Source organism: Aeromonas popoffii, from assembly GCF_037818705.1.
Lineage (GTDB): Bacteria > Pseudomonadota > Gammaproteobacteria > Enterobacterales > Aeromonadaceae > Aeromonas > Aeromonas popoffii.
The window spans coordinates 85,001-108,654 of the sequence record NZ_CP149129.1; the positions used below are offsets into that span (position 1 = coordinate 85,001).

Annotated in this window: 15 protein-coding genes, 1 tRNA gene, 3 rRNA genes and 2 pseudogenes; 12 read left to right on the plus strand and 9 right to left on the minus strand. The window is 57.0% G+C overall.

Annotated features, from left to right (window positions below; translation table 11 throughout):
• Positions 1-117: 117 nt before the first annotated feature.
• The 8 genes and pseudogenes from WJM78_RS00420 (at position 118) to WJM78_RS00455 (ending at position 7,038) form a co-directional block, all read left to right on the plus strand.
• Positions 118-3,007, plus strand: a 23S ribosomal RNA gene (locus tag WJM78_RS00420).
• A gap of 122 nt (positions 3,008-3,129) precedes the next feature.
• Positions 3,130-3,244, plus strand: a 5S ribosomal RNA gene (gene rrf / locus WJM78_RS00425).
• A gap of 106 nt (positions 3,245-3,350) precedes the next feature.
• Positions 3,351-3,426, plus strand: a tRNA-Thr gene (locus WJM78_RS00430).
• Positions 3,427-3,453: 27 nt separating this feature from the next.
• Positions 3,454-3,568 (plus strand): 5S ribosomal RNA (gene rrf, locus WJM78_RS00435).
• A gap of 170 nt (positions 3,569-3,738) precedes the next feature.
• Complete coding sequence (gene ebgR, locus WJM78_RS00440) at positions 3,739-4,704, plus strand: transcriptional regulator EbgR (protein ID WP_339012548.1); 966 nt, start codon at positions 3,739-3,741, stop codon at positions 4,702-4,704.
• Positions 4,705-4,763: 59 nt separating this feature from the next.
• Positions 4,764-5,548: pseudogene (locus tag WJM78_RS00445) on the plus strand (glycoside hydrolase family 2 TIM barrel-domain containing protein); the annotation flags it as partial.
• A 3-nt stretch (positions 5,549-5,551) separates the two neighbouring features.
• A pseudogene (locus WJM78_RS00450) lies at positions 5,552-5,797 on the plus strand (YhcH/YjgK/YiaL family protein); the annotation flags it as partial.
• A 290-nt stretch (positions 5,798-6,087) separates the two neighbouring features.
• A complete protein-coding gene (locus WJM78_RS00455; protein WP_339012551.1) occupies positions 6,088-7,038 on the plus strand; it encodes a bile acid:sodium symporter family protein in 951 nt (316 codons plus the stop codon).
• A 79-nt stretch (positions 7,039-7,117) separates the two neighbouring features.
• Here WJM78_RS00455 and ovoA read toward each other — a convergent pair whose 3' ends face one another.
• Entirely contained in the window at positions 7,118-9,319 is a 2,202-nt protein-coding gene (gene ovoA, locus WJM78_RS00460) for a 5-histidylcysteine sulfoxide synthase (protein WP_339012554.1), read from the minus strand.
• 310 nt (positions 9,320-9,629) lie between these two features.
• Between ovoA and WJM78_RS00465 the strand changes: the two genes are divergently transcribed.
• Positions 9,630-10,352, plus strand: a complete 723-nt coding sequence (locus tag WJM78_RS00465; protein ID WP_339012557.1) for a head GIN domain-containing protein — start codon at positions 9,630-9,632, stop codon at positions 10,350-10,352.
• Positions 10,353-10,418: 66 nt separating this feature from the next.
• Here the strand turns inward: WJM78_RS00465 and fghA are convergent, their stop codons facing one another.
• Positions 10,419-11,255 carry an S-formylglutathione hydrolase gene (gene fghA, locus WJM78_RS00470; protein ID WP_212514058.1) on the minus strand — a complete coding sequence of 279 codons (837 nt, stop codon included), beginning with the start codon at positions 11,253-11,255 and terminating at the stop codon, positions 10,419-10,421.
• Between the two features lie 48 nt (positions 11,256-11,303).
• The gene (locus tag WJM78_RS00475; RefSeq protein ID WP_339012566.1) at positions 11,304-12,431 is read right to left on the minus strand and encodes an S-(hydroxymethyl)glutathione dehydrogenase/class III alcohol dehydrogenase; all 1,128 of its coding nucleotides are present in this window, start codon (positions 12,429-12,431) and stop codon (positions 11,304-11,306) included.
• Between the two features lie 120 nt (positions 12,432-12,551).
• Between WJM78_RS00475 and WJM78_RS00480 the strand changes: the two genes are divergently transcribed.
• On the plus strand, positions 12,552-13,457 hold the full coding sequence (locus WJM78_RS00480) for a LysR substrate-binding domain-containing protein (protein ID WP_042033979.1): 906 nt from the start codon (positions 12,552-12,554) through the stop codon (positions 13,455-13,457).
• A gap of 122 nt (positions 13,458-13,579) precedes the next feature.
• The gene (locus WJM78_RS00485) at positions 13,580-14,020 is read left to right on the plus strand and encodes a TM2 domain-containing protein (protein WP_339012570.1); all 441 of its coding nucleotides are present in this window, start codon (positions 13,580-13,582) and stop codon (positions 14,018-14,020) included.
• Between the two features lie 162 nt (positions 14,021-14,182).
• On the opposite strand, the gene WJM78_RS00490 is transcribed toward WJM78_RS00485, so the two are convergent.
• The 4 genes from WJM78_RS00490 to WJM78_RS00505 form a co-directional block, all read right to left on the minus strand.
• On the minus strand, positions 14,183-15,148 hold the full coding sequence (locus tag WJM78_RS00490) for an ABC transporter permease (protein ID WP_042033977.1): 966 nt from the start codon (positions 15,146-15,148) through the stop codon (positions 14,183-14,185).
• Between the two features lie 2 nt (positions 15,149-15,150).
• Complete coding sequence (locus WJM78_RS00495) at positions 15,151-16,269, minus strand: ABC transporter permease (RefSeq protein ID WP_339012574.1); 1,119 nt, start codon at positions 16,267-16,269, stop codon at positions 15,151-15,153.
• Complete coding sequence (locus tag WJM78_RS00500) at positions 16,266-17,852, minus strand: ABC transporter ATP-binding protein (protein WP_339012577.1); 1,587 nt, start codon at positions 17,850-17,852, stop codon at positions 16,266-16,268. The genes WJM78_RS00495 and WJM78_RS00500 overlap by 4 nt, the downstream gene beginning before the upstream one ends.
• An 83-nt stretch (positions 17,853-17,935) precedes the next feature.
• Positions 17,936-18,934 carry a BMP family ABC transporter substrate-binding protein gene (locus WJM78_RS00505; protein ID WP_339012580.1) on the minus strand — a complete coding sequence of 333 codons (999 nt, stop codon included), beginning with the start codon at positions 18,932-18,934 and terminating at the stop codon, positions 17,936-17,938.
• A gap of 432 nt (positions 18,935-19,366) precedes the next feature.
• Here WJM78_RS00505 and uvrD point away from each other — a divergent pair, with 432 nt between their 5' ends.
• Entirely contained in the window at positions 19,367-21,538 is a 2,172-nt protein-coding gene (gene uvrD, locus WJM78_RS00510) for a DNA helicase II (protein WP_339012583.1), read from the plus strand.
• 123 nt (positions 21,539-21,661) lie between these two features.
• On the opposite strand, the gene WJM78_RS00515 is transcribed toward uvrD, so the two are convergent.
• A complete protein-coding gene (locus WJM78_RS00515) occupies positions 21,662-22,618 on the minus strand; it encodes a hypothetical protein (protein WP_339012586.1) in 957 nt (318 codons plus the stop codon).
• A 1-nt stretch (position 22,619) separates the two neighbouring features.
• Positions 22,620-23,594, minus strand: coding sequence for a DGQHR domain-containing protein (locus WJM78_RS00520; protein ID WP_339012589.1), 975 nt, complete (start codon positions 23,592-23,594; stop codon positions 22,620-22,622).
• Between the last annotated feature and the right edge of the window lie 60 nt (positions 23,595-23,654).

A 23,654-nucleotide genomic window follows, 5' to 3' on the forward strand; every position in this document is an offset into this window, starting at 1 on the left:
TCTCAAACATTTGTTACAAGTGCTTTGGAAACTTCTTGGCGAAAACCAAAATTTATTTTGGTCCTTGTTGTACTTCAACAAGACGCGTTGTTTCGACGACACTTCTTGGGGTTGTATGGTTAAGTGACTAAGCGTACATGGTGGATGCCTTGGCAGTCAGAGGCGATGAAGGACGTACTAACCTGCGATAAGCTGTGAGAAGTCGGTAAGAGACGCTATTACTCACAGATTTCCGAATGGGGAAACCCACCCAGCATAAGCTGGGTATCTATTACTGAATACATAGGTAATAGAGGCGAACCGGGAGAACTGAAACATCTAAGTACCCCGAGGAAAAGAAATCAACCGAGATTCCCTCAGTAGCGGCGAGCGAACGGGGATTAGCCCTTAAGTTTCTTGGAAGTTAGTGGAATGGTCCTGGAAAGGCCAGCGATACAGGGTGATAGCCCCGTACATGAAAACGACCTTGAAGTGAAATCGAGTAGGGCGGGACACGTGACATCCTGTCTGAATATGGGGGGACCATCCTCCAAGGCTAAATACTCCTGACTGACCGATAGTGAACCAGTACCGTGAGGGAAAGGCGAAAAGAACCCCTGTGAGGGGAGTGAAATAGAACCTGAAACCGTGTACGTACAAGCAGTGGGAGCCCTTCGGGGTGACTGCGTACCTTTTGTATAATGGGTCAGCGACTTACATTTTGTAGCGAGGTTAACCGTATAGGGGAGCCGTAGGGAAACCGAGTCTTAACTGGGCGTCTAGTTGCAAGGTGTAGACCCGAAACCGGGTGATCTAGCCATGGGCAGGTTGAAGGTTGAGTAACATCAACTGGAGGACCGAACCCACTAACGTTGCAAAGTTAGGGGATGACCTGTGGCTGGGGGTGAAAGGCCAATCAAACTCGGAGATAGCTGGTTCTCCCCGAAAGCTATTTAGGTAGCGCCTCGGACGAATACTACTGGGGGTAGAGCACTGTTTGGACTAGGGGGTCATCCCGACTTACCAACTCCATGCAAACTCCGAATACCAGTAAGTAATATCCGGGAGACACACGGCGGGTGCTAACGTCCGTCGTGAAGAGGGAAACAACCCAGACCGCCGGCTAAGGTCCCAAAGTTCTGGTTAAGTGGGAAACGATGTGGGAAGGCTCAGACAGCTAGGATGTTGGCTTAGAAGCAGCCATCATTTAAAGAAAGCGTAATAGCTCACTAGTCGAGTCGGCCTGCGCGGAAGATGTAACGGGGCTCAAACCAGGCACCGAAGCCGCGGATTCACACTTATGTGTGAGTGGTAGGGGAGCGTTCTGTAAGTCTGCGAAGGTGTATCGAGAGGTATGCTGGAGATATCAGAAGTGCGAATGCTGACGTAAGTAACGATAAAGGGGGTGAAAAGCCTCCTCGCCGGAAGACCAAGGGTTCCTGTCCAACGTTAATCGGGGCAGGGTGAGTCGACCCCTAAGGTGAGGCCGAAAGGCGTAATCGATGGGAAGCAGGTTAATATTCCTGCACGACTTGTAATTGCGATGGGGGGACGGAGAAGGCTAGGTGGGCCAGGCGACGGTTGTCCTGGTGAAAGTGCGTAGGTGGTGTTTCTAGGCAAATCCGGAGACACAACACTGAGACACGAGACGAAGCCACTACGGTGGTGAAGCCATTGATGCCCTGCTTCCAGGAAAAGCCTCTAAGCTTCAGATTACAAGTCATCGTACCCCAAACCGACACAGGTGGTCGGGTAGAGAATACCAAGGCGCTTGAGAGAACTCGGGTGAAGGAACTAGGCAAAATAGAACCGTAACTTCGGGAGAAGGTTCGCTCCTGACAGTGAAGTCCCTTGCGGATGGAGCAGTTGGGAGTCGCAGTGACCAGATGGCTGGGACTGTTTATCAAAAACACAGCACTCTGCAAACACGAAAGTGGACGTATAGGGTGTGACACCTGCCCGGTGCCGGAAGGTTAATTGATGGGGTTAGCGCAAGCGAAGCTCTTGATCGAAGCCCCGGTAAACGGCGGCCGTAACTATAACGGTCCTAAGGTAGCGAAATTCCTTGTCGGGTAAGTTCCGACCTGCACGAATGGTGTAACCATGGCCATGCTGTCTCCACCCGAGACTCAGTGAAATCGAATTCGCCGTGAAGATGCGGTGTACCCGCGGCTAGACGGAAAGACCCCGTGAACCTTTACTACAGCTTGGCACTGAACATTGAACCTACATGTGTAGGATAGGTGGGAGGCTTTGAAGGCGTGACGCCAGTTGCGCTGGAGCCGTCCTTGAAATACCACCCTTGTATGTTTGATGTTCTAACGCAGGGCCCTGAATCGGGCTCGCGGACAGTGCCTGGTGGGTAGTTTGACTGGGGCGGTCTCCTCCCAAAGAGTAACGGAGGAGCACGAAGGTTGGCTAATCCTGGTCGGACATCAGGAGGTTAGTGCAATGGCATAAGCCAGCTTAACTGCGAGACGGACAGGTCGAGCAGGTACGAAAGTAGGTCATAGTGATCCGGTGGTTCTGAATGGAAGGGCCATCGCTCAACGGATAAAAGGTACTCCGGGGATAACAGGCTGATACCGCCCAAGAGTTCATATCGACGGCGGTGTTTGGCACCTCGATGTCGGCTCATCACATCCTGGGGCTGAAGTCGGTCCCAAGGGTATGGCTGTTCGCCATTTAAAGTGGTACGCGAGCTGGGTTCAGAACGTCGTGAGACAGTTCGGTCCCTATCTGCCGTGGGCGTTGGATGATTGAAGGGAGTTGCTCCTAGTACGAGAGGACCGGAGTGAACGAACCTCTGGTGTTCGGGTTGTCACGCCAGTGGCACTGCCCGGTAGCTAAGTTCGGAATCGATAACCGCTGAAAGCATCTAAGCGGGAAGCGAGCCCTGAGATGAGTCATCCCTGACCCCTTGAGGGTCCTAAAGGGCCGTTGGAGACCACAACGTTGATAGGTGGGGTGTGTAAGCGCAGTGATGTGTTGAGCTAACCCATACTAATTACCCGTGAGGCTTAACCATACAACACCCAAGAAGTGTTTCTGGCCTTGTAGCGAATGAACGAACTACTTACCTAATTCAGTGATAGTGATAAGCCAAGCGCAACATCATTACTCACGTCAGCTTTCTGGATTAAGAATTTGCCTGGCGGCCATAGCGCCGTGGAACCACCTGATCCCATGCCGAACTCAGAAGTGAAACGCGGTAGCGCCGATGGTAGTGTGGCATTCGCCATGCGAGAGTAGGACACTGCCAGGCTTCAATTAAGCAACTACAGCGATGTGGTTGGTCGCGATACAACGTCAGGTTGTGTTGGACAGAAGATTTAGATAACGCACGCAGTGCGGTCTTTACCGGTTAGTGTGCTGATATGGCTCAGTTGGTAGAGCGCATCCTTGGTAAGGATGAGGTCCCCAGTTCGACTCTGGGTATCAGCACCAGTTTTAAGTTAGTTTTAACGCTTTTTGCCTGACGGCAATAGCGCCGTGGAACCACCTGATCCCATGCCGAACTCAGAAGTGAAACGCGGTAGCGCCGATGGTAGTGTGGCATTCGCCATGCGAGAGTAGGACACTGTCAGGCTCCTATTTAGAAGAGGCCTCCCATTCGGGAGGCCTTTTTGCATTTGTGCGTTCCAGAATCTGCCTTGGCTCTGCTCCCGGCATTTTAGTAAAAATGCTGGGCTATCAAGGGATTGCCCGTTACTCTTTAGCCGTTACTGATTAACACGTGATGCTGCCAGAGAGGTATTGATGGCTACGTTGAAGGAAATTGCACAGGAGGCGGGGGTGTCGCTCGCTACGGTATCCCGGGTACTGAACGAGGATCCCAGCCTGAGCGTCAAGGAAGAGACCAAGCAGCGGATCTTCGAGATTGCCGAACGGCTGGAGTACAAGACCAGCAGTGCTCGCAAGGGGGTTCACAAGAGCAAGCTGCACTTTCTGGTGGTCTACTCCTATCCGCAGAGTACCGAGGTCAACGATCCCTACTATCTCGCCATTCGCTATGGCATCGAGACCCAGAGTGCCCGCCTCAATATCGAGCTGACTCACCTCTACAACAGTGGTGAAGGGCGCGAGCTGACCGAGGTGGACGGCATCCTGGTGGTGGGAAGCCTCTCTGCCGAGCGTCTGGCGCAGCTGCGAACCTGCTCTAACATGCTGGTCTTTGTCGATGGCCGGGCAATGGAGGAGTTCGACTCGGTCGACGTGGATCTCGCCCTGATCAGCCAGCAAGTGGTTGATTACTTTATTGCTCAGGGGCACCAGCGTATCGGCTATATCGGCGGACAGGATGAGAATCCGGACCTGCGTGAGCTGGCTTTCCGGGATTATGGCAAGCGACTGGGCGTGGTGCAGGAGAGCGATCTCTATCGCGGCGATTTCTCCAGTGCTTCCGGCTATCGGTTGGCAAAAGAGATGCTGGCAGGGGATTGGCCCAAGGCGTTGTTTGTCGCCTCCGACTCCATTGCCATCGGCGTGCTGCGTGCCATCCACGAGAGGGGATTGGCCATTCCCCAGCAGATCGAGCTGATCAGCGTCAACGATATTCCCACTGCAAAGTTCACCTTCCCGCCGCTCTCCACGGTGCGGATCCACTCCGAATTGATGGGCTCCCAGGGAGTCAATCTGCTGGTCGAACGGCTGCGTGACGAGCGTGATATTCCCCTCCGGGTACTGGTGCCGAGTCGCCTGACCCTGCGTGGCACTACACGCTAACTTTAGTAAAATAACGTCTGTTTTAGCGGCACCATCTCGCGGTGGTGCGGCACCTTTCCTTCACCATCCGCACCGCTCTGGCCGATGGCAATCAGATTGCCAGCCAGAGCGCCACTCTGAGCTGCGACATCCAGCTAGAAAATCTGGGGGCGGCTGCCGGTGATCACCGTCTGGTCTGGTCGCTGCTGGATCAGGACAGAGAGATCGCCAGCGGCTCTCTCGATCATCTTGCCATCGACAGCAAGTGCGACTGCCGCTTCACATTGGATCTGGCCAATCCCCATCTGTGGAGTGCCGAGGATCCTTACCTCTATCAGCTGCAACTCTCCCTCTACAACGGTCAGGGCGAGCTGCTGGAAGTGATCTTGCAGCGGGTCGGGTGCGTGAAATCAGGGTCAAAGATGGCCTCTTCTACGTCAACGGCCACTACCTCAAGCTGCACGGGGTGAACCGTCACGACAACGACCACCTCAAGAGCCGCGTGGTCGGTATGGACCGTGTTGAACGCGACATCGTGCTGATGAAGCAGCACAACCTCAACTCGGTGCGCACCGCCCACTACCCGAATGACCCGCGCTTCTACGAGCTGTGCGACCAGTACTGTCTGTTCGTGATGGCGGAGACCGACGTGGAGACCCACGGTTTCGCCAACGTCGGCGCTCTCAGCCGTATTACCGACGCCCCCTTCTGGGAGCCGGTGTTCGTGGATCGCATCGAGCGCCACGTGCACGCCCAGAAGAACCACCCCTCCATCATCATCTGGTCGCTGGGCAACGAGTCCGGCTACGGCTGCAACATCAGAGCCATGTACCCGCGCTGCAAGGCGATCGGCCCGACCCGGCTGCCCATCGCCCGTGGCAACCTCAAGCCCGGTATCTGCCACTCCATCGGTGATTCCCTCACCTACCGCTTGCAGGAGGGGGCCAGCCCGGCCACCTCATTGTTCGAGGGGCAGCGTCGTTACTTCGACGTTCACTACTACCTGGAAGGGGAAGAGACGGTGGAGTGGGCTGCCAAGAACGAGCTGCAGGTCGAGCAGGGCTACGACGACACCACAGACCGCGAGTGGCTGGTTGGCGAGGTGCGTGAGCGCATGTTGCTCTGCGCCGAGACCCCGGACGAGAGCCAGGGTGTGCTGTTGCAGCCCCGTGTGCCGATGGCGCCAGCTATTCTACCCGATCGTCAACATCAACCTATCGCAGGCCCCTGGTATCAAACGTTGATGAACAATTTACCAACGCTCAACGTTGCGCCTCTCTGTTATCGGGGTAAGCTCGAGGTTCGTTTCAACGGGGGGTGCCAGACACCTCCTGTTGTGTTTTTTGTCCTCCCCGCTCCTGACTTCCGCCACGGAGGCAGGATGCCCTCTGACGGAGACTCCCCGTGCGTCTGGATCCCTTTACTTCTGTGCTGATTGCGGTGGTCGCCCTGGCCTCCTTTTTTCCCTGCGAGGGGCAGGTGGCCGTCTGGTTTGGTCTGCTGACCAAGCTGGCGGTGGCGCTCTTGTTCTTCATGCACGGCGCCAAGCTGTCGCGCCAGAACCTGCTGGCGGGGCTGGGCCACTGGCGGCTGCATCTGGTGGTGATGCTCAGTACCTTTGTGCTGTTTCCGCTGCTCGGGTTGCTGCTCACTCCGCTGGTGCCACAGTGGTTGAGCCCCGCTATCTACCTTGGCTTCCTCTACCTCTGCGCCCTGCCTGCCACAGTGCAGTCGGCTATCGCCTTCACCTCGATGGCAGGGGGAAATGTGTCGGCGGCGGTATGCAGCGCCTCGGCCTCAAGCATCCTCGGCATCTTCCTCTCGCCGCTGCTGGTAGGGATGATGATCCATGTGCAGGGGGAGGGGATCGACACCTGGCACTCCATTCAGGCCATCATGATGCAGCTGATGCTGCCGTTTGTGGTGGGCCATTTGTCGCGCCCGCTCATCGGCGGCTGGGTCGACAGCCATCGTCCGCTGATTGGCAAGCTGGATCAGAGCTCCATCCTGCTGGTGGTCTATGTTGCCTTCAGCGAGGCGGTGGTGCAGGGGATTTGGCACAAAGTAGGCTGGTACGATCTGGCCAGTATCGTGCTGCTGAGCTGCGTCTTGCTGGCGCTGGTGCTCTGCTGGAATGTCTGGGTCAGCCGCCGGCTCGGTTTCGACAAGGCGGACGAAATCACCATCGTCTTCTGCGGCTCCAAGAAGAGTCTCGCCAACGGGGTGCCGATGGCCAACGTCATGTTCCCGGCTGCCAGCGTCGGCGTCATGGTGTTGCCGCTGATGATCTTCCACCAGATCCAGCTGATGGTGTGCGCCGTGCTGGCCCGCCGCTACCACGCGCAGGGGCGTTGATACACTCGCCGTTTTTGCAGCCATAACCAGAGGGAGGCCAGTTGGCCTCCCTCTTTTCATCTGCTTGCCTACGCGCGAGCTAGCGCTTACGCCAGACGGTCAGTTGCGCCACCGTATGCTGGTATTTGCGGGCTGTCTCGCGGATGACGAAGGGGACATCCCGGGGCGGGCAGAGCTCCTCGAACTCTGCCGCGAGCAGCCGTTGCAGCGCTTGATAGGTGCTGAGGGCCTCGCCATTTTCACGGATGCCACCGAGCCAGTTGGCCTTGGGGGTGTAGTCGGCCAGCCAAGTGTAAGGGCTGGTGAGTACCAGCAGGCCGCCGCTGCGCAGCCGGGGGGCTATGTCGCGCAGGAAGCGGGCCGGTTCGCGCAGCCGGTCGATCAGGTTGGCGGCGAGCACCAGATCGTAGTGGTCGTACTTGGGCTTGAGGTTGCAGGCATCCCCCTGACTGAAGTGGATGCGTTCGATCTCGCTCGCGCCCAGGCCATGGCTCGACAGGCGCGCCTCGCAATACTCCACCAGTTCGCCCTCCAGTGGTACCGCATAGCGGAAGCTGTCCTGGCTGGCGAGGGTGAGTGCCACGTCGATGAAGCGGGCCGAGTAGTCCACCCCGTCTACATGCTGGAAGTGGCGGGCCAGTTCGAAGCTGGCGCGGCCGGTGGCGCAGCCGATATCCAGCGCCCGCTGGTGGTTGCCGCACAGCTCACTGGCAAGATCGGCCAGGGTTTTGGCGTAGTTGGCGACCTCGAAGTGGGGCGGGCCGTACTGGAAGTCGAGGTATTGTGCTACGAGCGTGTCGGTTTCGTAAGGATTCACTATGACGGATTCCTGATAACGTGAGACCAGATAGCGGAAGCCCGCATGCTGGAAGAAGTGGCGGCGAAAGGCATAACGGGACGATTTGAGCGCTTCGTTGCCTGTGCTGATCCAGCTACCGCCCTTGATGAGGGTGTGTTTGCCATCAAAGGTCGGGGTGGAGAAATCATCGTAGAGCGGGTGGATGTGAAAGCCGTCGAAGCCATCGATGGCGGTGCTGGTCCACTGCCAGACGTTGCCTACCAGATCGAAGAAGTCACCCTGTGGACAGGTATCTACCGCACAGGGGGAGGCAAAGCGGGCCAGATTGATATTGCCGGGCGCATCGATCCAGTCCGGCTGATCCCCCGCCAGCTGATTGCGCAGCAGGGCCCACTCCCCCTCGCTCGGCAGCTGGATGGGCAGTCCGCTCTGGGCCGCTTTCCAGCGACAGAAGGCGGCGGCTTCCAGCTGATTGACCTCGGCGGGCCAATCCCAGGGCATGGCCACCCGCTCCGTCATCAGCCGCAGTTGCAGTTGCTCGGGCTCGGCGGGATCGCCGACCCAGAAGGTGGGCATACGTGCTTTGGCATACTGGCACCAGCCCCAACCTCCCTCATCCCACCACTGCTGCTGGTCATAACCCCCCGCCTGCACGAACGCGAAATACTCGGCATTGCTGACCAGCATGCGGCTGGCCTTGAAGGGGGGGATTTCTAGGTGGCGCTCACCATATTCATTGTCCCAACCATAGGTGGCATCTTGCTTGCCGAGGCGCACCTGACCCCCTGCCATGGGTATCAGGCTGTTGGCAGGCACGTCCGCCATCTGATGGCGTCCCCGGGGGCAGGCGGGCCAATAGGGGCGGGGTCGTACCCAGGCCAGTGGCAGCTGGCGGATCAGCACGCTGGAAGTTTCGAGGTGGATACGCTCGTGCTCTATCCCCATCAAGATGACCCAGGCCGGGCTCTGCCAGTCGATGGGCAGGCTTAGCGGCATACGATGAATGAAGTCAATGACACGGGCACGCACCTTGGCACGGTAGCTTCTTAGCTCGGCGACTTTGGGCCAGTCGTAGTGGGTCTCGTCCAGATCGTCCCAGCTCATCTCGTCCACCCCGATGGCGACCATGGCCTCGATGCGTGCATCAATACGACAGTCAATGAGTCGCGCGGCCAGCAGCTTGTTGATGCAGAAGGCGGCGGTGTGGCCGTAATAAAAGATGAGCGGATGGCGCAGCGGGATCGCCTTGTTGAACCAGGCGCGCTCGTCAGCCAGACAATCAAACAGCGAGTCATAGAGATCGAAGGTCTGGCAGAAGTAGCTGAGCAGTTCACGGCGCTTCTGCTCGGGATCGCTGCCGGTCAGCAGCGGAGTGCGAGTCGGCTCAGGCAGGCCGAGGGCGGTAGAAAACTGGGTGCTGACGTGGGGCACGCTGTGACTCCTTGCTGGCAGTGAAAACTGACAAGACAGTGGTAAATACATTACCGCGATGGAGAGTTCTATACGCACAAGGTATGACTATTGGCTCAACCGGTCGGTGAGGCAACTAACAATTTTATGGTCATCAGCTTGGCTGGCCCCGCATGCGAGCCACACATCGACGGGTATTTGTCTCTGTCGATATGGTTAACTTTACCAAGGTGTGGCCTGAATGACTCCTTTTATGTTTGTGTCAATAAATGAAATTCTATAAAATAGATAAAAATCATTAGCTTATATTGTTGCGCGATGTTTGCACACGCTTGGGTTCCAAAAGGGCTTTGTGTGCCAGGCCACAATCAGGATAGAGGTGATGACATTGATAATTGAAATGATATTGGCCGTCGGACTGAGTGGCTGCAGTTGGCTGGATGAGGCCAAGGTGACAGGGAAAGGGGCCGTTATCGAGCAGCATCAGCCCATGGACAAGCAGGTGACCCGGGTATTGGCGGGGGGGCCAGCCAATATTCATCTGGTGGTGGGGGAAGCGAGCGGTATTCATATCAAGGGACAGGAGAACCTGCTGCCCTATCTGGTGCTGACCGAGCGGGGCGACAAGCTGGAGATCGAGGTTAAGGAGGGTTATCGACTCGAACCGACCGAGCCGCTGGACCTCACTATCACCTTGCCCCAACTCCATGAACTGGCACTGACGGATTCTGGCAGCGGCGACCTGCAAGGTTTCAAGGGGGACAAGCTGGTATTGTCGGTGGCCGGCAGCGGCGACATAGTCGCCAGCAAGCTCGCGCTGAACAGGCTGGAAGGCAATATCTCGGGGTCCGGCAATCTGGATCTGGGTGATGGCTCGGCCACCGCCATGAAGCTGAACATCGCCGGTTCCGGGGATGTGCAGGGGGCCAATATCAAGGGTGAGAAGGTTGAGGTCAATATAGCGGGCAGCGGGAATGTGGAGGTGCGGGCCCGGGAGCGGCTCAAGGTCGGCATCGCCGGATCCGGTTCGGTCAGCTACTGGGGTGATCCCACGCTGGAGAGCAAGATCGCGGGCTCGGGTGACGTGACCCGCCAGGGCAGTTGAAGCCGCTGGCCTCAAGCCAATCATCGAACGTAGAAAAGAGACAGGCCCGTGGCGGGCCTGTCTCGATCAGAGATAGCGGGCGTGAAAGCGCAGGTGCGCCTCGATAAAGCTCGCCACGAAGTAGTAGCTGTGGTCATAGCCGGCATGACGGTTGAGCTCCAGCGGCCAGCCCTTGCTGGCAGCGGCTTCTGCCAGCGCATCGATGTGCAGCTGCTCGGCCAGGAAGGGGTCGTCCAGCCCCACATCCACCAGGGTTGGCAGTGGCGTGACTGGCTGGTGGCGCAGCAGCTGGCAGGCGTCCCACTCCTGCCATAGCAGCGGATTTTGGCCGAGATAGGCACCGAGCGCCTTCTGGCCCCAGGGGCAGCGGCTCGGGTGGCAGATCGGACTGAACGCCGAGACCGAACGATAGCGACCCGGCTCCCGCAATGCGGCGATCAGTGCGCCGTGACCGCCCATGGAGTGGCCGCTGATGGCGCGCCGGGTCGAGACCGGGAAGTGGGTCTCGATGAGCTCGGGCAGTGCGCGGGTGACGTAGTCATACATCTGGTAGTGATCGCGCCAGGGGCTCTGGCTGGCGTTGACATAAAAACCGGCGCCCATGCCGAGATCGTAAGCGGGATCGTCCGGGATCCCTTCGCCGCGCGGGCTGGTGTCCGGCGTCACCAGAGCTATGCCCAGCTCGGCGGCGATGCGGTGTGCCCCCGCCTTCTGCATGAAGTTTTCATCGGTGCAGGTGAGGCCGCTGAGCCAGTAGAGCACGGGCACCTTCTGGCCGGTGAGGGCCTGGGGCGGCAGATAGATAGAAAAATTCATCTCGCAGCCGAGCAGGCTGGCACTGTGGCGATAGCGCTTGTGCCAGCCGCCGACGCTCTTGTTGCTGCTGATAATCTCCAGATTCATCGAAGGACTCCTGCACCCCGCCCACGAAGGTGGGCGGGGTGATCATGCTCAGTAGTGGATGACGGTGCGGATGCTCTTGCCTTGGTGCATCAGATCGAAGGCGTCGTTGATCTGCTCCAGTGGCATGGTGTGGGTGATGAAGTCATCGAGGCGGAACTCACCCTGCATGTAGCGCTGCACATAGCTCGGCAGTTCGCTGCGACCACGCACCCCGCCAAAGGCGCTGCCGCGCCAGACCCGGCCCGTGACCAGCTGGAACGGACGGGTGCTGATCTCCTGACCGGCACCGGCCACACCTATGATGACCGACTCGCCCCAGCCCTTATGGCAGCACTCCAGCGCCGCCCGCATCACCTTGACGTTGCCGATGCACTCGAACGAGAAGTCGACGCCGCCATCGGTCAGCTCGACGATCACCTCCTGAATCGGTTTGTCGTAATCGTTCGGGTTGATGCAGTCGGTGGCGCCCAGTTTGCGGGCCAGCTCGAACTTGCTCTCGTTGATATCGATGGCGATGATCCGGCCAGCCTTGGCCAGACGGGCACCGATCACCGCGGAGAGGCCGATGCCCCCCAGCCCGAAGATGGCGACGCTCTCACCCTCTTTCACCTTGGCGGTGTTCATCACGGCACCGATGCCAGTGGTGACGCCGCAGCCGAGCAAGCAGACCTCTTCCAGCGGGGCGGCCGGATCCACCTTGGCGATGGAGATCTCGGGCAGTACCGTGTATTCGCTGAAGGTGGAGGTGCCCATGTAGTGGTAGATGGGCTGGCCATCTTTCGAGAAGCGGGTGGTGCCGTCCGGCATCAGTCCCTTGCCCTGGGTGGCGCGGATCTTCTGGCACAGGTTGGTCTTGCCGGATTTGCAGAATTTGCACTCGCCGCACTCGGGGGTGTAGAGCGGGATCACGTGATCGCCGACCTTGACGCTGGTCACCCCTTCGCCGATGGACTCGACGATGCCACCCCCCTCGTGGCCAAGGATGCAGGGGAAGACCCCTTCCGGATCCTCACCAGACAGCGTGAAGGCATCGGTGTGGCAGACGCCGGTGGCGACGATGCGTACCCTCACCTCACCAGCCTGGGGCGGCATGACCTCCACTTCTTCGATGGAGAGGGGCTGGCCCGGTCCCCAGGCGATGGCGGCTTTACACTTGATGCTTTGAACCTGTGCCATGAATGACATCCTTTTTATTGCGGTAGGTGAACAGAGATGAACTCAGGTATGCAGTGTAGTTTCCCTTCTATTTGGTGATAATAAGGCTAAATATCAAATCACTTTTACACACAGGTAATAATGCTCGGCTGGGAAGGGATCTGTGAATTTGTCAGCGTAGCGGAGCAGGGGGGCTTTACCCCGGCGGCGCGCAAGCTGGGGGTGTCGGTGGCCCAGGTCAGCCGTCAGGTGGCACAGCTGGAAGACAGGCTGCAGGCCAAGCTGCTGCTGCGCACCACCCGTCAGGTGCGGCTCACCGAGCTTGGCGAAATCTATTACCGCCACTGCCGTCAGCTGCTGGACAACCTCTATGAAGCCGAGCTGGCGGTGGGACGCCATCAGGCGGTGCCGCAAGGGTCGTTGCGCATCACGGCGCCTGTCTCCTACGGCGAGAGCCGCATCGCCCCGCTGGTGAACGACTTCATGGTGCGTTTTCCCCAGCTGGAGGTGATCCTCAACCTCACCAATCAGCTGCTGGATCTGGTGCACGAAGGCTACGATCTGGCGATCCGGCTCGGCCATCTCAAAGATTCGACGCTGGTGGCGCGCAAGCTGGCGCAGCGGGTGCCCTATGTCTGCGCCTCACCGGCCTACACCGCCTGCCACGGCATCCCCAACAGCCTCTCCGAGCTGGCTCGCCACCGCTGTCTGGTGGGCAACAGTGACGAGTGGTACTTCACCCTGGACGCTCACCCCCACAGCGTGCGGGTGCACGGCCTGCTGCAGTGCAACAGCGGTCACGCCCTGCTGGATGCTGCGCTCAAGGGAATAGGCATTATCCAGCTGCCGGATTACTACGTGAGCGATCATCTGGCGCGAGGGGAGCTTATCGAGCTGCTGCCCGAGCTGCGTGCTCCGGAGGAGGGGATCTGGGCCCTCTATCCCCACAACCGCCACCTCTCCCCCAAAGTGCGGCTGCTGGTGGACTATCTGGCCGAGCGGCTGAGTGCTCCCCATCAACCTGCACTGGTGAGGCCGGTTGGTTGACAGGCATGCCTGTACTGGCTGGTTTTTGTTTCAAATGAGCCTCTGTTGGTGTAGCCTGTCAACTGAATTAGACCCGTTCAGACGTGGTCTTTTTTCTTCTTCTTGCTAAAGGGCTGATAATAATGAAAGGCACGGTAATTAACTTTAATGAAACAGATCGCACTGGTTTTATTTCCGGGGATGACAGCAATAGATATCAGTTTGACATTATTGAATGGAAAGGCAGTCAACTGCCGAAGAATGGCTTGAAAGTGGATTTCTCTATTGAAGGTGAGCAGGCACAGGATATTTACGCCATCTCCTCCACGGTTGGCGCATCCAAAAAAGTGGCAGCAGCGTTGTTTGCATTTTTCCTGGGCGCCTTCGGTGCACACAAGTTTTATCTTGGTTACACCAAGCAGGGTGTGTTCATGCTGCTGATTTTCTTGTTTGGTTTTATTCTACTTGGTTTGCCCTCTGTCATTATCGGGCTTATTGCTTTCATCGAGTTTGTTATTTACATCTCTAAATCCGATGAAGAGTTTGAGCAAACTTACATCATCAATAAAAAGGCATGGTTCTAGCCAAAAACTGGCTCTGCTCATGCACACTGGGCTAAGACGTCTCGCCCATTATGAAATAACCCGCTCTTTGCAACAGAGCGGGTTATTTCTATTGGGTTAGTCGGCCTGGCGGGTATCAGTACACTGGGGCCCGCCAGAAGGGGCTTGCCGGCAGCAAGGAGATCACTCCCGCTCCTTGACGTAAGGGGTACCGAGCGCCTTGGGGGCCACCGCCTTGCCGATGAAGCCGGCCAGCAGGAATACCGTCAGTATGTAGGGCAAGGCCTCGATGGCCTGCACCGGAATGGCGAAGCTACCTATGCTGACACCTTGCAGGCGGATGGCGACAGCATCGAGGAAGCCGAACAGCAGACATGCCGCCAGCGCATTCCAGGGGCGCCACTTGCCGAACACCAGCGCTGCCAGTGCCATAAAGCCCTTGCCTGCACTCATGTTGGGGATGAACTGGGCCGTCTGGGCCACCGCCAGATAGGTGCCACCGATACCGGCCAGCAGACCACCTATGATGAGCGCGGTATAACGCATCCGCACCACGGAAATACCGGCGGTGTCGACCGCCGCTGGCGCCTCGCCCACGGCACGCAGACGCAGACCGAAGCGGGTGCGAAACATCACCCACCAGGCCAGGGGCACGGCGGCAAACGCCACGTATTCCAGCAGGGAGTGGCCGCTGAGCAGCTCGCTGTAGAGCTGGCCAATCACCGGCACATCCCACAGCTCCCTGGCGTAGGGCAGGTCGATGGGGGCGAAGCGGGCCGCACCGGACAGCGCCGGGGTCTGGCCACCCTGATCGAACCAGTAACGGCCCAGGGTGACGGTCAGACCGGCCGCCAGAATGTTGATGGCCATGCCGCTCACCACCTGATCACCCCTGTGGGTGATGGTGGCAAAGCCGTGCATCAGTGCGAACAGTATGGAGACGCCCATACCCGCACCCAGCCCAATCCAGGCAGAGCCGGAGACAGCCGCCGCCGCGCCGCTGGCGAACGCCGCCGCCAGCAATTTGCCTTCCAGCGCTATGTTGACCACACCGGAGCGTTCACAAAACATGCCCGCCATGGCGGCCAGGATCAGCGGTGGTGCGGTTCGTATGGTGGCATCCAGCATCAGGATCAGAGTTTCAAACATGATCAGGCTCCCTTGGCTTGCGCGGATGAGCGGTTGGCAAACGCCAGATAGAGCTGCTCGACGCGCGGACGCATCATGTGCTCAAGGGCGCCGCAGAACAGGATCACCAGACCCTGCAGCACCACCACTATGTTACGGTCGACCCCGAACTCGAAGCTGAGCTCGGCGCCCCCCTGATAGAGGAAGCCAAACAGCAGGCTGGCGATGATGACGCCGACCGGGTGGTTGCGCCCCATCAGCGCCACCGCGATACCGGTAAAGCCGAAGCCTTCCACGAAGTTGAGCTTGATCTGGTGCAGTTCACCCTGCAGCACGTTGAGGGCGAAGAAGCCCGACAGCATGCCGGAGATCACCATGGCCAGGATCACCACCTTGGGATAGGAGATGCCTGCGTAGGCGGAGGCGCTTTGGCTGGCCCCGACCGAGCGGATCTCGTAGCCCCAGCGGGTATGCCAGATAAAAACCCACACCAGGGCCGCACAGATCAGCGCCCAGAAGAAGCTGATGTTGAGCGGGCTGTTGGGTATCTCCATGCCGACACCGCTCGCCAGCTCGCTGACCTTGGGCAACCAGCTCGCCTCGGCAAACACCTTGCTCTCGGTCGCCATTGAGCCCGCCGGTTTGAACACTTCGACCAGCAGGTAGGCCATCAGGGAGGCGGCGATGAAGTTGAACATGATGGTGGTGATGACGATGTGGCTGCCGCGTTTGGCTTGCAGCCAGGCCGGAATAAAGGCCCAGGCCGCACCGAACAGGCCGCCAGCGATGATGGCCAGCGGCAACAGCAGCGCAAACGGCAGCGAGTCGCCGAGCAGCAGGCAGACCAGGCCGACGCCGAGGCCGCCGATATAGGCCTGACCTTCACCACCGATGTTGAACAGACCGGCGTGGAAGGCGACCGCCACCGACAGACCGGTGAAGATGAAACCGGTCGCGTAGTAGAGGGTGAAACCGACCCCTTCACCGGTGCCGAAGGCGCCGTACCACATGATCTGGGCGGCATCGACCGGGTTGATGTCGAGGTAGTAGAACAGGATGGCCGACACCAGGAAGGCCAGCAGTATGTTGAGCGCGGGCAGCACGCCCACGGAGATCCAGGCAGGGATACGTGTTTGGCTCATGAGCGAGCCTCCTTGGCTACGCCAGACAGAGCAGCAACGTCGTCCGGCACTATGTTCGCCATCATCAGTCCTATGGTGCGTTCATCCGCCTTGGCAGCCTCCAGCTCGCCAACGATGCGGCCATCGGCAATCACCAGGATCCGGTCAGACAGACTCATGATCTCATCCAGCTCCACCGACACCAGCAGCACGGCCTTGCCCTTGTCGCGCATGGCGATGATCTGCTGGTGGATGTACTCGATGGCGCCGATATCGACCCCGCGGGTCGGCTGGCCGATCAGCAGCACATCCGGGTTCTGCTCCACTTCCCGGGCGATCACCAGCTTCTGCTGGTTGCCACCGGAGAAGTTGGCCGTCTTGTGGTCGGGATGGGGCGGGCGCACGTCCCACTTGTCCATCTTGGCCTGACAATCCTGCAGGATCGCCTCCCTGTTCTGCAGCCAGCCCTTGTTGTACTGGGGACGGCGGTGATAACCCAGAATGAAGGCCTCTTGCGCCTCGAAGCGGTTGATCAGCCCCATCTTGTGCCTGTCTTCCGGCACATGGCCGAGGCCGTAGTTGCGCACCCGCTCGGGATCAGCCGGATGCGCCACGCTCACCTCGTGCGTCTGACCATTGCTTGTGATGGTAAAGCTGCCCTTGCTGGGCTTGATGATGCCGCCAAGCAGGCTAAGCAGCTCGGACTGGCCGTTGCCCGAGACGCCGGCGATGCCGACCACTTCCCCGGCCCGCACCTCGAAGCTGACGGATTTGACCCGCTCCACCTTGGCATCGTCGAAGTAACTGAGCCCGTTGACCTTGAGCTTGGCCTCGCCCGGCTGGGTCGGGCCCTTGTCGACCTTGAGGCGCACCTTGCGGCCCACCATGAGCTCGGCCAGCTGCTCCTTGTCGGTATCCTTGGTGGCGACGTGGGCCACCATCTCGCCCCGGCGCATGATGGAGACCTGATCGGTAATGGCCAGGATCTCCCTCAGCTTGTGGGTGATGAGGATGATGGTCGCGCCCTGATCCCGCAGCTTTTTCAGCACCTCGAACAGGTGATCCGCCTCTTGCGGGGTCAGTACCCCGGTCGGCTCATCGAGGATCAGGATGCGGGCACCGCGATAGAGCGCCTTGAGGATCTCGACCCGCTGTTGCAGGCCCACCGGCAGGTCTTCGACTTTCTCGTGCAACGGCACATCGAGACCATAGTCCCGCGCCAGCTCGCCGAGCAGCTTCTCGGCCGCTGCCAGGCTCTGGCCCAGGTGCCAGCCGTTTTCCGCGCCAAGGATGACGTTCTCCAGCACGGTGAAATTGTTCACCAGCATAAAGTGCTGGTGCACCATGCCCACGCCTGCGGTGATCGCATCTTGTGAGCCATGGGGTTTGAAAGGGTGGCCGTCGATGAACATTTCGCCGCTGTCGGCGTGGTAGAAACCGTAGATGATGCTCATCAGCGTCGATTTGCCGGCACCATTCTCGCCGACGATACCGTGAATACTGCCTTTTTGAACCTTAAGGTCGATCTGCTTGTTGGCGTACACGTCGCCGAACCGCTTATCGATACCCCTTAATTCGATGGCATAGCGATCTGTCTGGTCCATGATGCAGTCCTTGCGGGTCATGAAGAGAGACTAAAAACCGGCCCCTACGGGCCGGTCGTTGGGCTGAGAGTCGTAGCGGTTAATCAGTATTTGCAGCTGTTGTCGCTCATGTAGTCATGAACCTTGATCTTGCCGGAGATGATGTCGGCCTTGATGGCATCCACCTTGGCTTTCATCTCCGGAGTGATCAGCTTCTCGTTGTCTTTGTCGAGTGCCCAATCCACACCGCCCTCGGCCAGGCCCAGGTTCCTGATACCCGGTTTCCAGGTGCCCTTGGCGGCGTCATCCCAGGTCTGATAAGCGGCCAGCCCCACGGATTTGACCATGGAGGTCAGCATGGTACCCGGTTGCAGGTGGTTCTGGTTGGAATCCACGCCGATGGCGAACTTGCCTTCATCCTTGGCTGCCTGGTAAACACCGATACCGGTACCGCCGGCAGCGGCGTAAACCACGTCGACGCCCTTGGCGAACTGGGACTTGGCCAGCTCTGCCCCCTTGGCCGGGTCAGCAAACGCCGACGGGGTGGAGCCGGTCATGTTCTGGAACACTTCGATCTTCGGATTGACGTACTTGGCACCTTGCTCGTAGCCGCACTGGAACTTGCGGATCAGCGGGATATCCATGCCACCCACGAAGCCGACCTTGTCGCTCTTGGAGGCGATGGCTGCCAGCGCACCCACCAGGAAAGAGCCTTCATGCTCCTTGAAGATGAGGGACTGCACGTTTGGCTTGTCGACCACCATGTCGATGATGGTGAACTGGGTGTTCGGGAATTCGGTCGCGACTTTCTCGACGGCCGAGCCCATGTTGAAGCCGACGGCGACGATCGGGCCGTTGCCACGGCTGGCCAGACGACGCAAACCCTGCTCACGCTGTGCTTCGTTCTGGGGTTCGAACTCCTTGACCTTGACCCCTTTGTCCTTGTTATAGACTTCGACGCCGTTACGGAACACGGCTTCGTTGAATGACTTGTCGAATTTGCCTGCGGTGTCGTAGATGACGGCGGGTTGGGAAGCAGCCTGAGCAGAGAGAGCTGCGAGAGTGAGAGTGGCAACGGTGGCCAGCTTGAGCACTTTAGTCACGATCGTATCCTTGATTGTTATTAAGTGAGGGAACTTGCCTACTTGGGCAGGCTATCTAGCACGCAGGGTTACTCTAAGTCAGCCCCGATGCGGGTCAAGCAAATGATAAGGGAAAAACGTTTGCGGTAACGGTTTGAAAGATAAGCGGGTAAATTTATAAGTGGTTGTTTTAATACCTTTTTTCAGATTTAAATTCTGAAATGACTGGGTGTCAAATGACATTTATGTTTATATTCATATGGTTATAAGCAATCGTTTTCGTCATGCCGGCTAAGGGGCGGCTTCTATTGGGGCCTTTTTGTGTTCTGCGTCCATGTTGGCCCCTCCCGACGCAGGCCTGACATCCAGAGTCGCGCTGCTCGTTCACGCCGATTTGGTCTGCGGCGCCACAGGCCGTATAATCCCCGCCTGTATAAATAAACAGGAGTGGTGATGGACGTTTCAACCCTGCTCGACGGGCTCAACGACAAGCAAAGAGATGCCGTTGCGGCGCCCCGTAGCAATCTGCTGGTGCTGGCCGGTGCCGGTTCAGGCAAGACCCGGGTGCTGGTGCATCGTATTGCCTGGCTGATGCAGGTGGAACGCTGTTCACCCTTCTCCATCATCGCGGTCACCTTTACCAACAAGGCGGCGGCCGAGATGCGCGGCCGGGTCGAAAAAGTGTTAGGTAGCATGCAGCGTGGCATGTGGATTGGCACCTTCCACGGTATCGCCCACCGCCTGCTGCGCGCCCACCATCTGGATGCGGGACTGCCGCAGGATTTCCAGATCCTCGACTCCGACGACCAGTACCGTCTCATCCGCCGCGTCATCAAGGCGCTCAACCTCGATGAGAAGCACTGGGCCCCGCGCGCCGTGATGGGCTACATCAACGGCAAGAAGGACGAGGGGCTGCGCCCCGGCGACATCGACCTCTACGGCGACCCCGTCACCCGCACCTATCAGCAGATCTACAAGACCTATCAGGAGACCTGCGATCGCTCCGGTCTGGTGGATTTTGCCGAGCTCTTGCTGCGCGCCCACGAGCTGTGGCTGAACAAGCCGCACATCCTTGAGCACTACAGGGATCGCTTCCAGAACATACTGGTGGACGAGTTTCAGGATACCAACGGCATCCAGTACGCCTGGCTACGGATGCTGGCGGGCAACAGCGGCAAGGTGATGATCGTCGGCGACGATGACCAGTCCATCTACGGCTGGCGCGGCGCCAAGATTGAGAACATCCAGCGCTTCCTGACCGACTATGAGGGGGCCGAAACCATTCGCCTGGAGCAGAACTACCGCTCCACCGCCAATATCCTCAAAGCCGCCAACAGCGTTATCGCCAACAACGCCGAGCGTCTTGGCAAGGAGCTGTGGACCGAAGGGGCCGAAGGTGACCCGATTTCCCTCTACGCCGCCTTCAACGAGGTGGACGAAGCGCGCTTCGTGGTCGGCCGCCTCAAGGATTGGAAGGAAAAGGGCGGCCTCTTGGCCGACTGCGCCATCCTCTATCGCTCCAACGCCCAATCACGGGTGCTGGAAGAGGCGCTGATGCAAGACGCCATGCCCTATCGCATCTACGGCGGCCTGCGCTTCTTCGAGCGGCAAGAGATCAAAGACGCCATGGCCTACCTGCGTCTTATCAACAACCGTGGCGATGACGCCAGCTTCGAGCGGGTGGTCAACACCCCGACCCGTGGCATCGGCGATCGTACCCTCGAGATCCTGCGCGGCAACGCCCGGGATCAGGGGCAGAACCTGTGGCAATCAGCCAAGGGGCTACTCAACGACAAGGTGCTGACCGGTCGCGCCGGTAACGCGGTGCGCGGCTTTGTCGATCTCATCGACGCGCTGGAAGAGCAGGTTTCCATGCTGCCGCTGCACCAGCAGGCGGATATCGCCATCCAGCACTCCGGCCTCAAGGCGATGTATCTGGCGGAAAAGGGCGAGAAATCCCAGGCGCGGGTAGAGAACCTGGACGAACTGGTCACCGCCTGCCGCCAATACCAGCGCCCGGACGAGCTGGAGGATATGAGTGATCTCTCCGCCTTCCTCGCCCATGCTGCGCTGGAATCCGGCGAGAATCAGGCGGACGAATATGCCGACGCTGTGCAGCTGATGACACTGCACAGCGCCAAGGGGCTGGAGTTCCCGCTGGTGCTGCTGGTCGGTGTCGAGGAAGGGATGTTCCCCAGCCCGCAATCTGCCGAGGAGTCGGGCCGGTTGCAGGAAGAGCGGCGCCTCTGTTACGTGGGCATGACTCGTGCAATGGAGAAGCTCTACATCTGTTATGCCGAGAGCCGCCGCATCTATGGCCGCGAAATGCAGCACAGCGTGAGCCGCTTTATCCGCGAGATCCCCGCCGAGTGTCTGGAAGAGATCCGGCTGCGCACCCAGGTGAGCAGACCCACCCAGTACGGCCGCTTTAGCCAGAACGAGGTGCAGCAGAGCTTTGACGCCAGCGGCATCAAGCTCGGCCAGCGGGTGCTCCATCCGAAATTCGGGGAAGGGATAGTGCTCAACTTCGAAGGGGTCGGCCAGCAAAGCCGGGTGCAGATCCAGTTCGACGACGTCGGCGCCAAGTGGCTGGTGACGGCGTATGCCAGATTGGAAGCGCTCTGATTTTTCCCGCTTTTTGAAACAACCAACCCGGCTTAGGCCGGGTTGGTGTTTATCTCTGTGATCAAGGCAGCATTAATTACGCGATCGTCAGAATAAGCTCTTCTATTATGACCCACTGCCCTCTTATACCCCATCTAATTGGTTCGCAAGGCGCATTGCCCCATTTTTGAGGTAAACGTCTTTATTTAACTTGAAAATATCAGAGAGTAACGCATGACACAAAGATACAATAGACACACATGTACTAACAAAAAGTAGTTGATCACAACTTGATAACTCAGAATGAATTGTATCCTGGGTAGGTACCCTATTCCATGAGCGTGTGATACGAAACATTTTATCATGCTCATTGACTGAATTTTGGTAAGGATACCAAGCGCCCATAGAGTGAGTGTAGTTCACTTCATTTCTCACTTTAGATAACCAACTACCACTGGTTAGAGTATTTCTATGAGACAGTCCCTCTCTTAATTTAAATAAATACTGTATGACTGCATCCCTATCTTTTTTAAGAAAATCAGATGTAGAAACCTTCGTGGCAAGTTTCTCAAGAAGTTCATAAAATATCTTCCAGACATCTTGATGAGTGTTGTTTAAGTGTTTGCAATGCGCCTTCGATGTTAATACATCGTAAGTACACACGTAATAACCAGTTGAAGCAGTGTAGCCATTTTGAAGAGAGTAGATATTTGCAACATCAGTTACAGCTTTTGCTTCATTTGAATCAAATTGACTGCAGCTTATGCCAAAAATTCTTAAGATTGCTTGCATTGCAAAATATGAACTATAGTACGAACGTATTACTAGCCACCCGGTAGACTTTGGCAATCCATTATCGGGGGTAATTCCATGTATACTTTCAAATGCGGATGCGGCCATCCGGTTTATATCAAAAGCATACGGAAGTAGTATTTCATCATGACTATAAACGTCTAAAATGAACTCTTTGCTTTTGAATGGCAAGCTCATTCTATAGCTTTTTTTGGCTATCCAACCACGATACGTTAATTGAGGGATAGCCTCAATGCCTGTTAAACCAGGCATTATATGGGCTCGAAGAACATCGATTGCTATAGACATGTTACAGAGTGAAGCTACTGTTCATAGAGTTAGAAAGATGATTGGCCAATGTTTTATATGAATTACCCGGTTTTTTTATTTTTTGGAGGCTGATTTTGTTAAACATATCAGACATCACAGCATCATAATTATCGACAGAATAATCAGAGCCAAACCTATCTTTTACTTTTGAGGCAACCTCAGGGAACACAGAGAATAGAGCTCTGAATACTATCGAATTACAAATTTGATCTTCAATATCGTTTGCTTTAAAAAATCCATATATGAATGCTTTTAGATAGCAATTTAGAATCGCATATAACTCATCGGTATCTCTATCACCAAAGAATTGAGCTACAGGTGATATTGAACTATTGAATGTAACTCGACTTATTTTGCTTTTTGATTTGGCTGCTGGGCTTAGCTTTCCAATAAGTGCGCTATTAGGGTCACTATGGAATGTATCAAAAATATCTCGCATCAACCCCTCTGTTGAGTTTTCGTACTCGGCCATTCGTTTAATATCTAGTAATAGTTCAGATGGAACACCTTTTTGTTTAGAGTTAATATCGATGAATAGCCGAGACTCTTCTTTTCGTGACAAACCGACATAGATAATAACGGGTACTCTAAGTGTGGATTTGGCTTTAGAAAATCCATACACTCGATGTTGACCATCTAATATTAGAAAAGCTCTTGGGTCAGGTAAAAACTCTATGGTTCTACCTTTCCCTATAATTTCAACACCAGCAACATCTTGAGCTGACAATATGATGGCCGATGGAATGGTCCCTTGTTCATTGTCAATGTAATTCGCAATTTCCAGCGCTCGTTTTTCATCTAAAGTCCGTTGAAATCCTGCGACAGGATCTTCATCGCGGCTTGAAACAAAACAACACTTAGACAAAATATCAGTCGGCATCGTAAGTGAATAAAACTTAGTTTTATTCTGAATTACATTACTTGCTGTATATCTGACTCTTTCCAAGTTATTCACACCAATAATCCTCTTCTAGCTATATTTCATACTGAAAATTGAAAATCATCATAATATAGC

Bases quoted from the DNA above. Each gene is read 5' to 3' on its own strand.
- fghA (WP_212514058.1), bottom strand. From the start codon at position 11,255: ATGAATCTGGAGATTATCAGCAGCAACAAGAGCGTCGGCGGCTGGCAC.
- WJM78_RS00500 (WP_339012577.1), bottom strand. From the start codon at position 17,852: ATGGACCAGACAGATCGCTATGCCATCGAATTAAGGGGTATCGATAAG.
- ovoA (WP_339012554.1), bottom strand. From the start codon at position 9,319: ATGTATTTACCACTGTCTTGTCAGTTTTCACTGCCAGCAAGGAGTCAC.
- WJM78_RS00480 (WP_042033979.1), top strand. From the start codon at position 12,552: ATGCTCGGCTGGGAAGGGATCTGTGAATTTGTCAGCGTAGCGGAGCAG.
- WJM78_RS00495 (WP_339012574.1), bottom strand. From the start codon at position 16,269: ATGAGCCAAACACGTATCCCTGCCTGGATCTCCGTGGGCGTGCTGCCC.
- WJM78_RS00515 (WP_339012586.1), bottom strand. From the start codon at position 22,618: ATGTCTATAGCAATCGATGTTCTTCGAGCCCATATAATGCCTGGTTTA.
- uvrD (WP_339012583.1), top strand. From the start codon at position 19,367: ATGGACGTTTCAACCCTGCTCGACGGGCTCAACGACAAGCAAAGAGAT.
- WJM78_RS00485 (WP_339012570.1), top strand. From the start codon at position 13,580: ATGAAAGGCACGGTAATTAACTTTAATGAAACAGATCGCACTGGTTTT.
- WJM78_RS00465 (WP_339012557.1), top strand. From the start codon at position 9,630: ATGACATTGATAATTGAAATGATATTGGCCGTCGGACTGAGTGGCTGC.
- WJM78_RS00475 (WP_339012566.1), bottom strand. From the start codon at position 12,431: ATGGCACAGGTTCAAAGCATCAAGTGTAAAGCCGCCATCGCCTGGGGA.
- ebgR (WP_339012548.1), top strand. From the start codon at position 3,739: ATGGCTACGTTGAAGGAAATTGCACAGGAGGCGGGGGTGTCGCTCGCT.
- WJM78_RS00490 (WP_042033977.1), bottom strand. From the start codon at position 15,148: ATGTTTGAAACTCTGATCCTGATGCTGGATGCCACCATACGAACCGCA.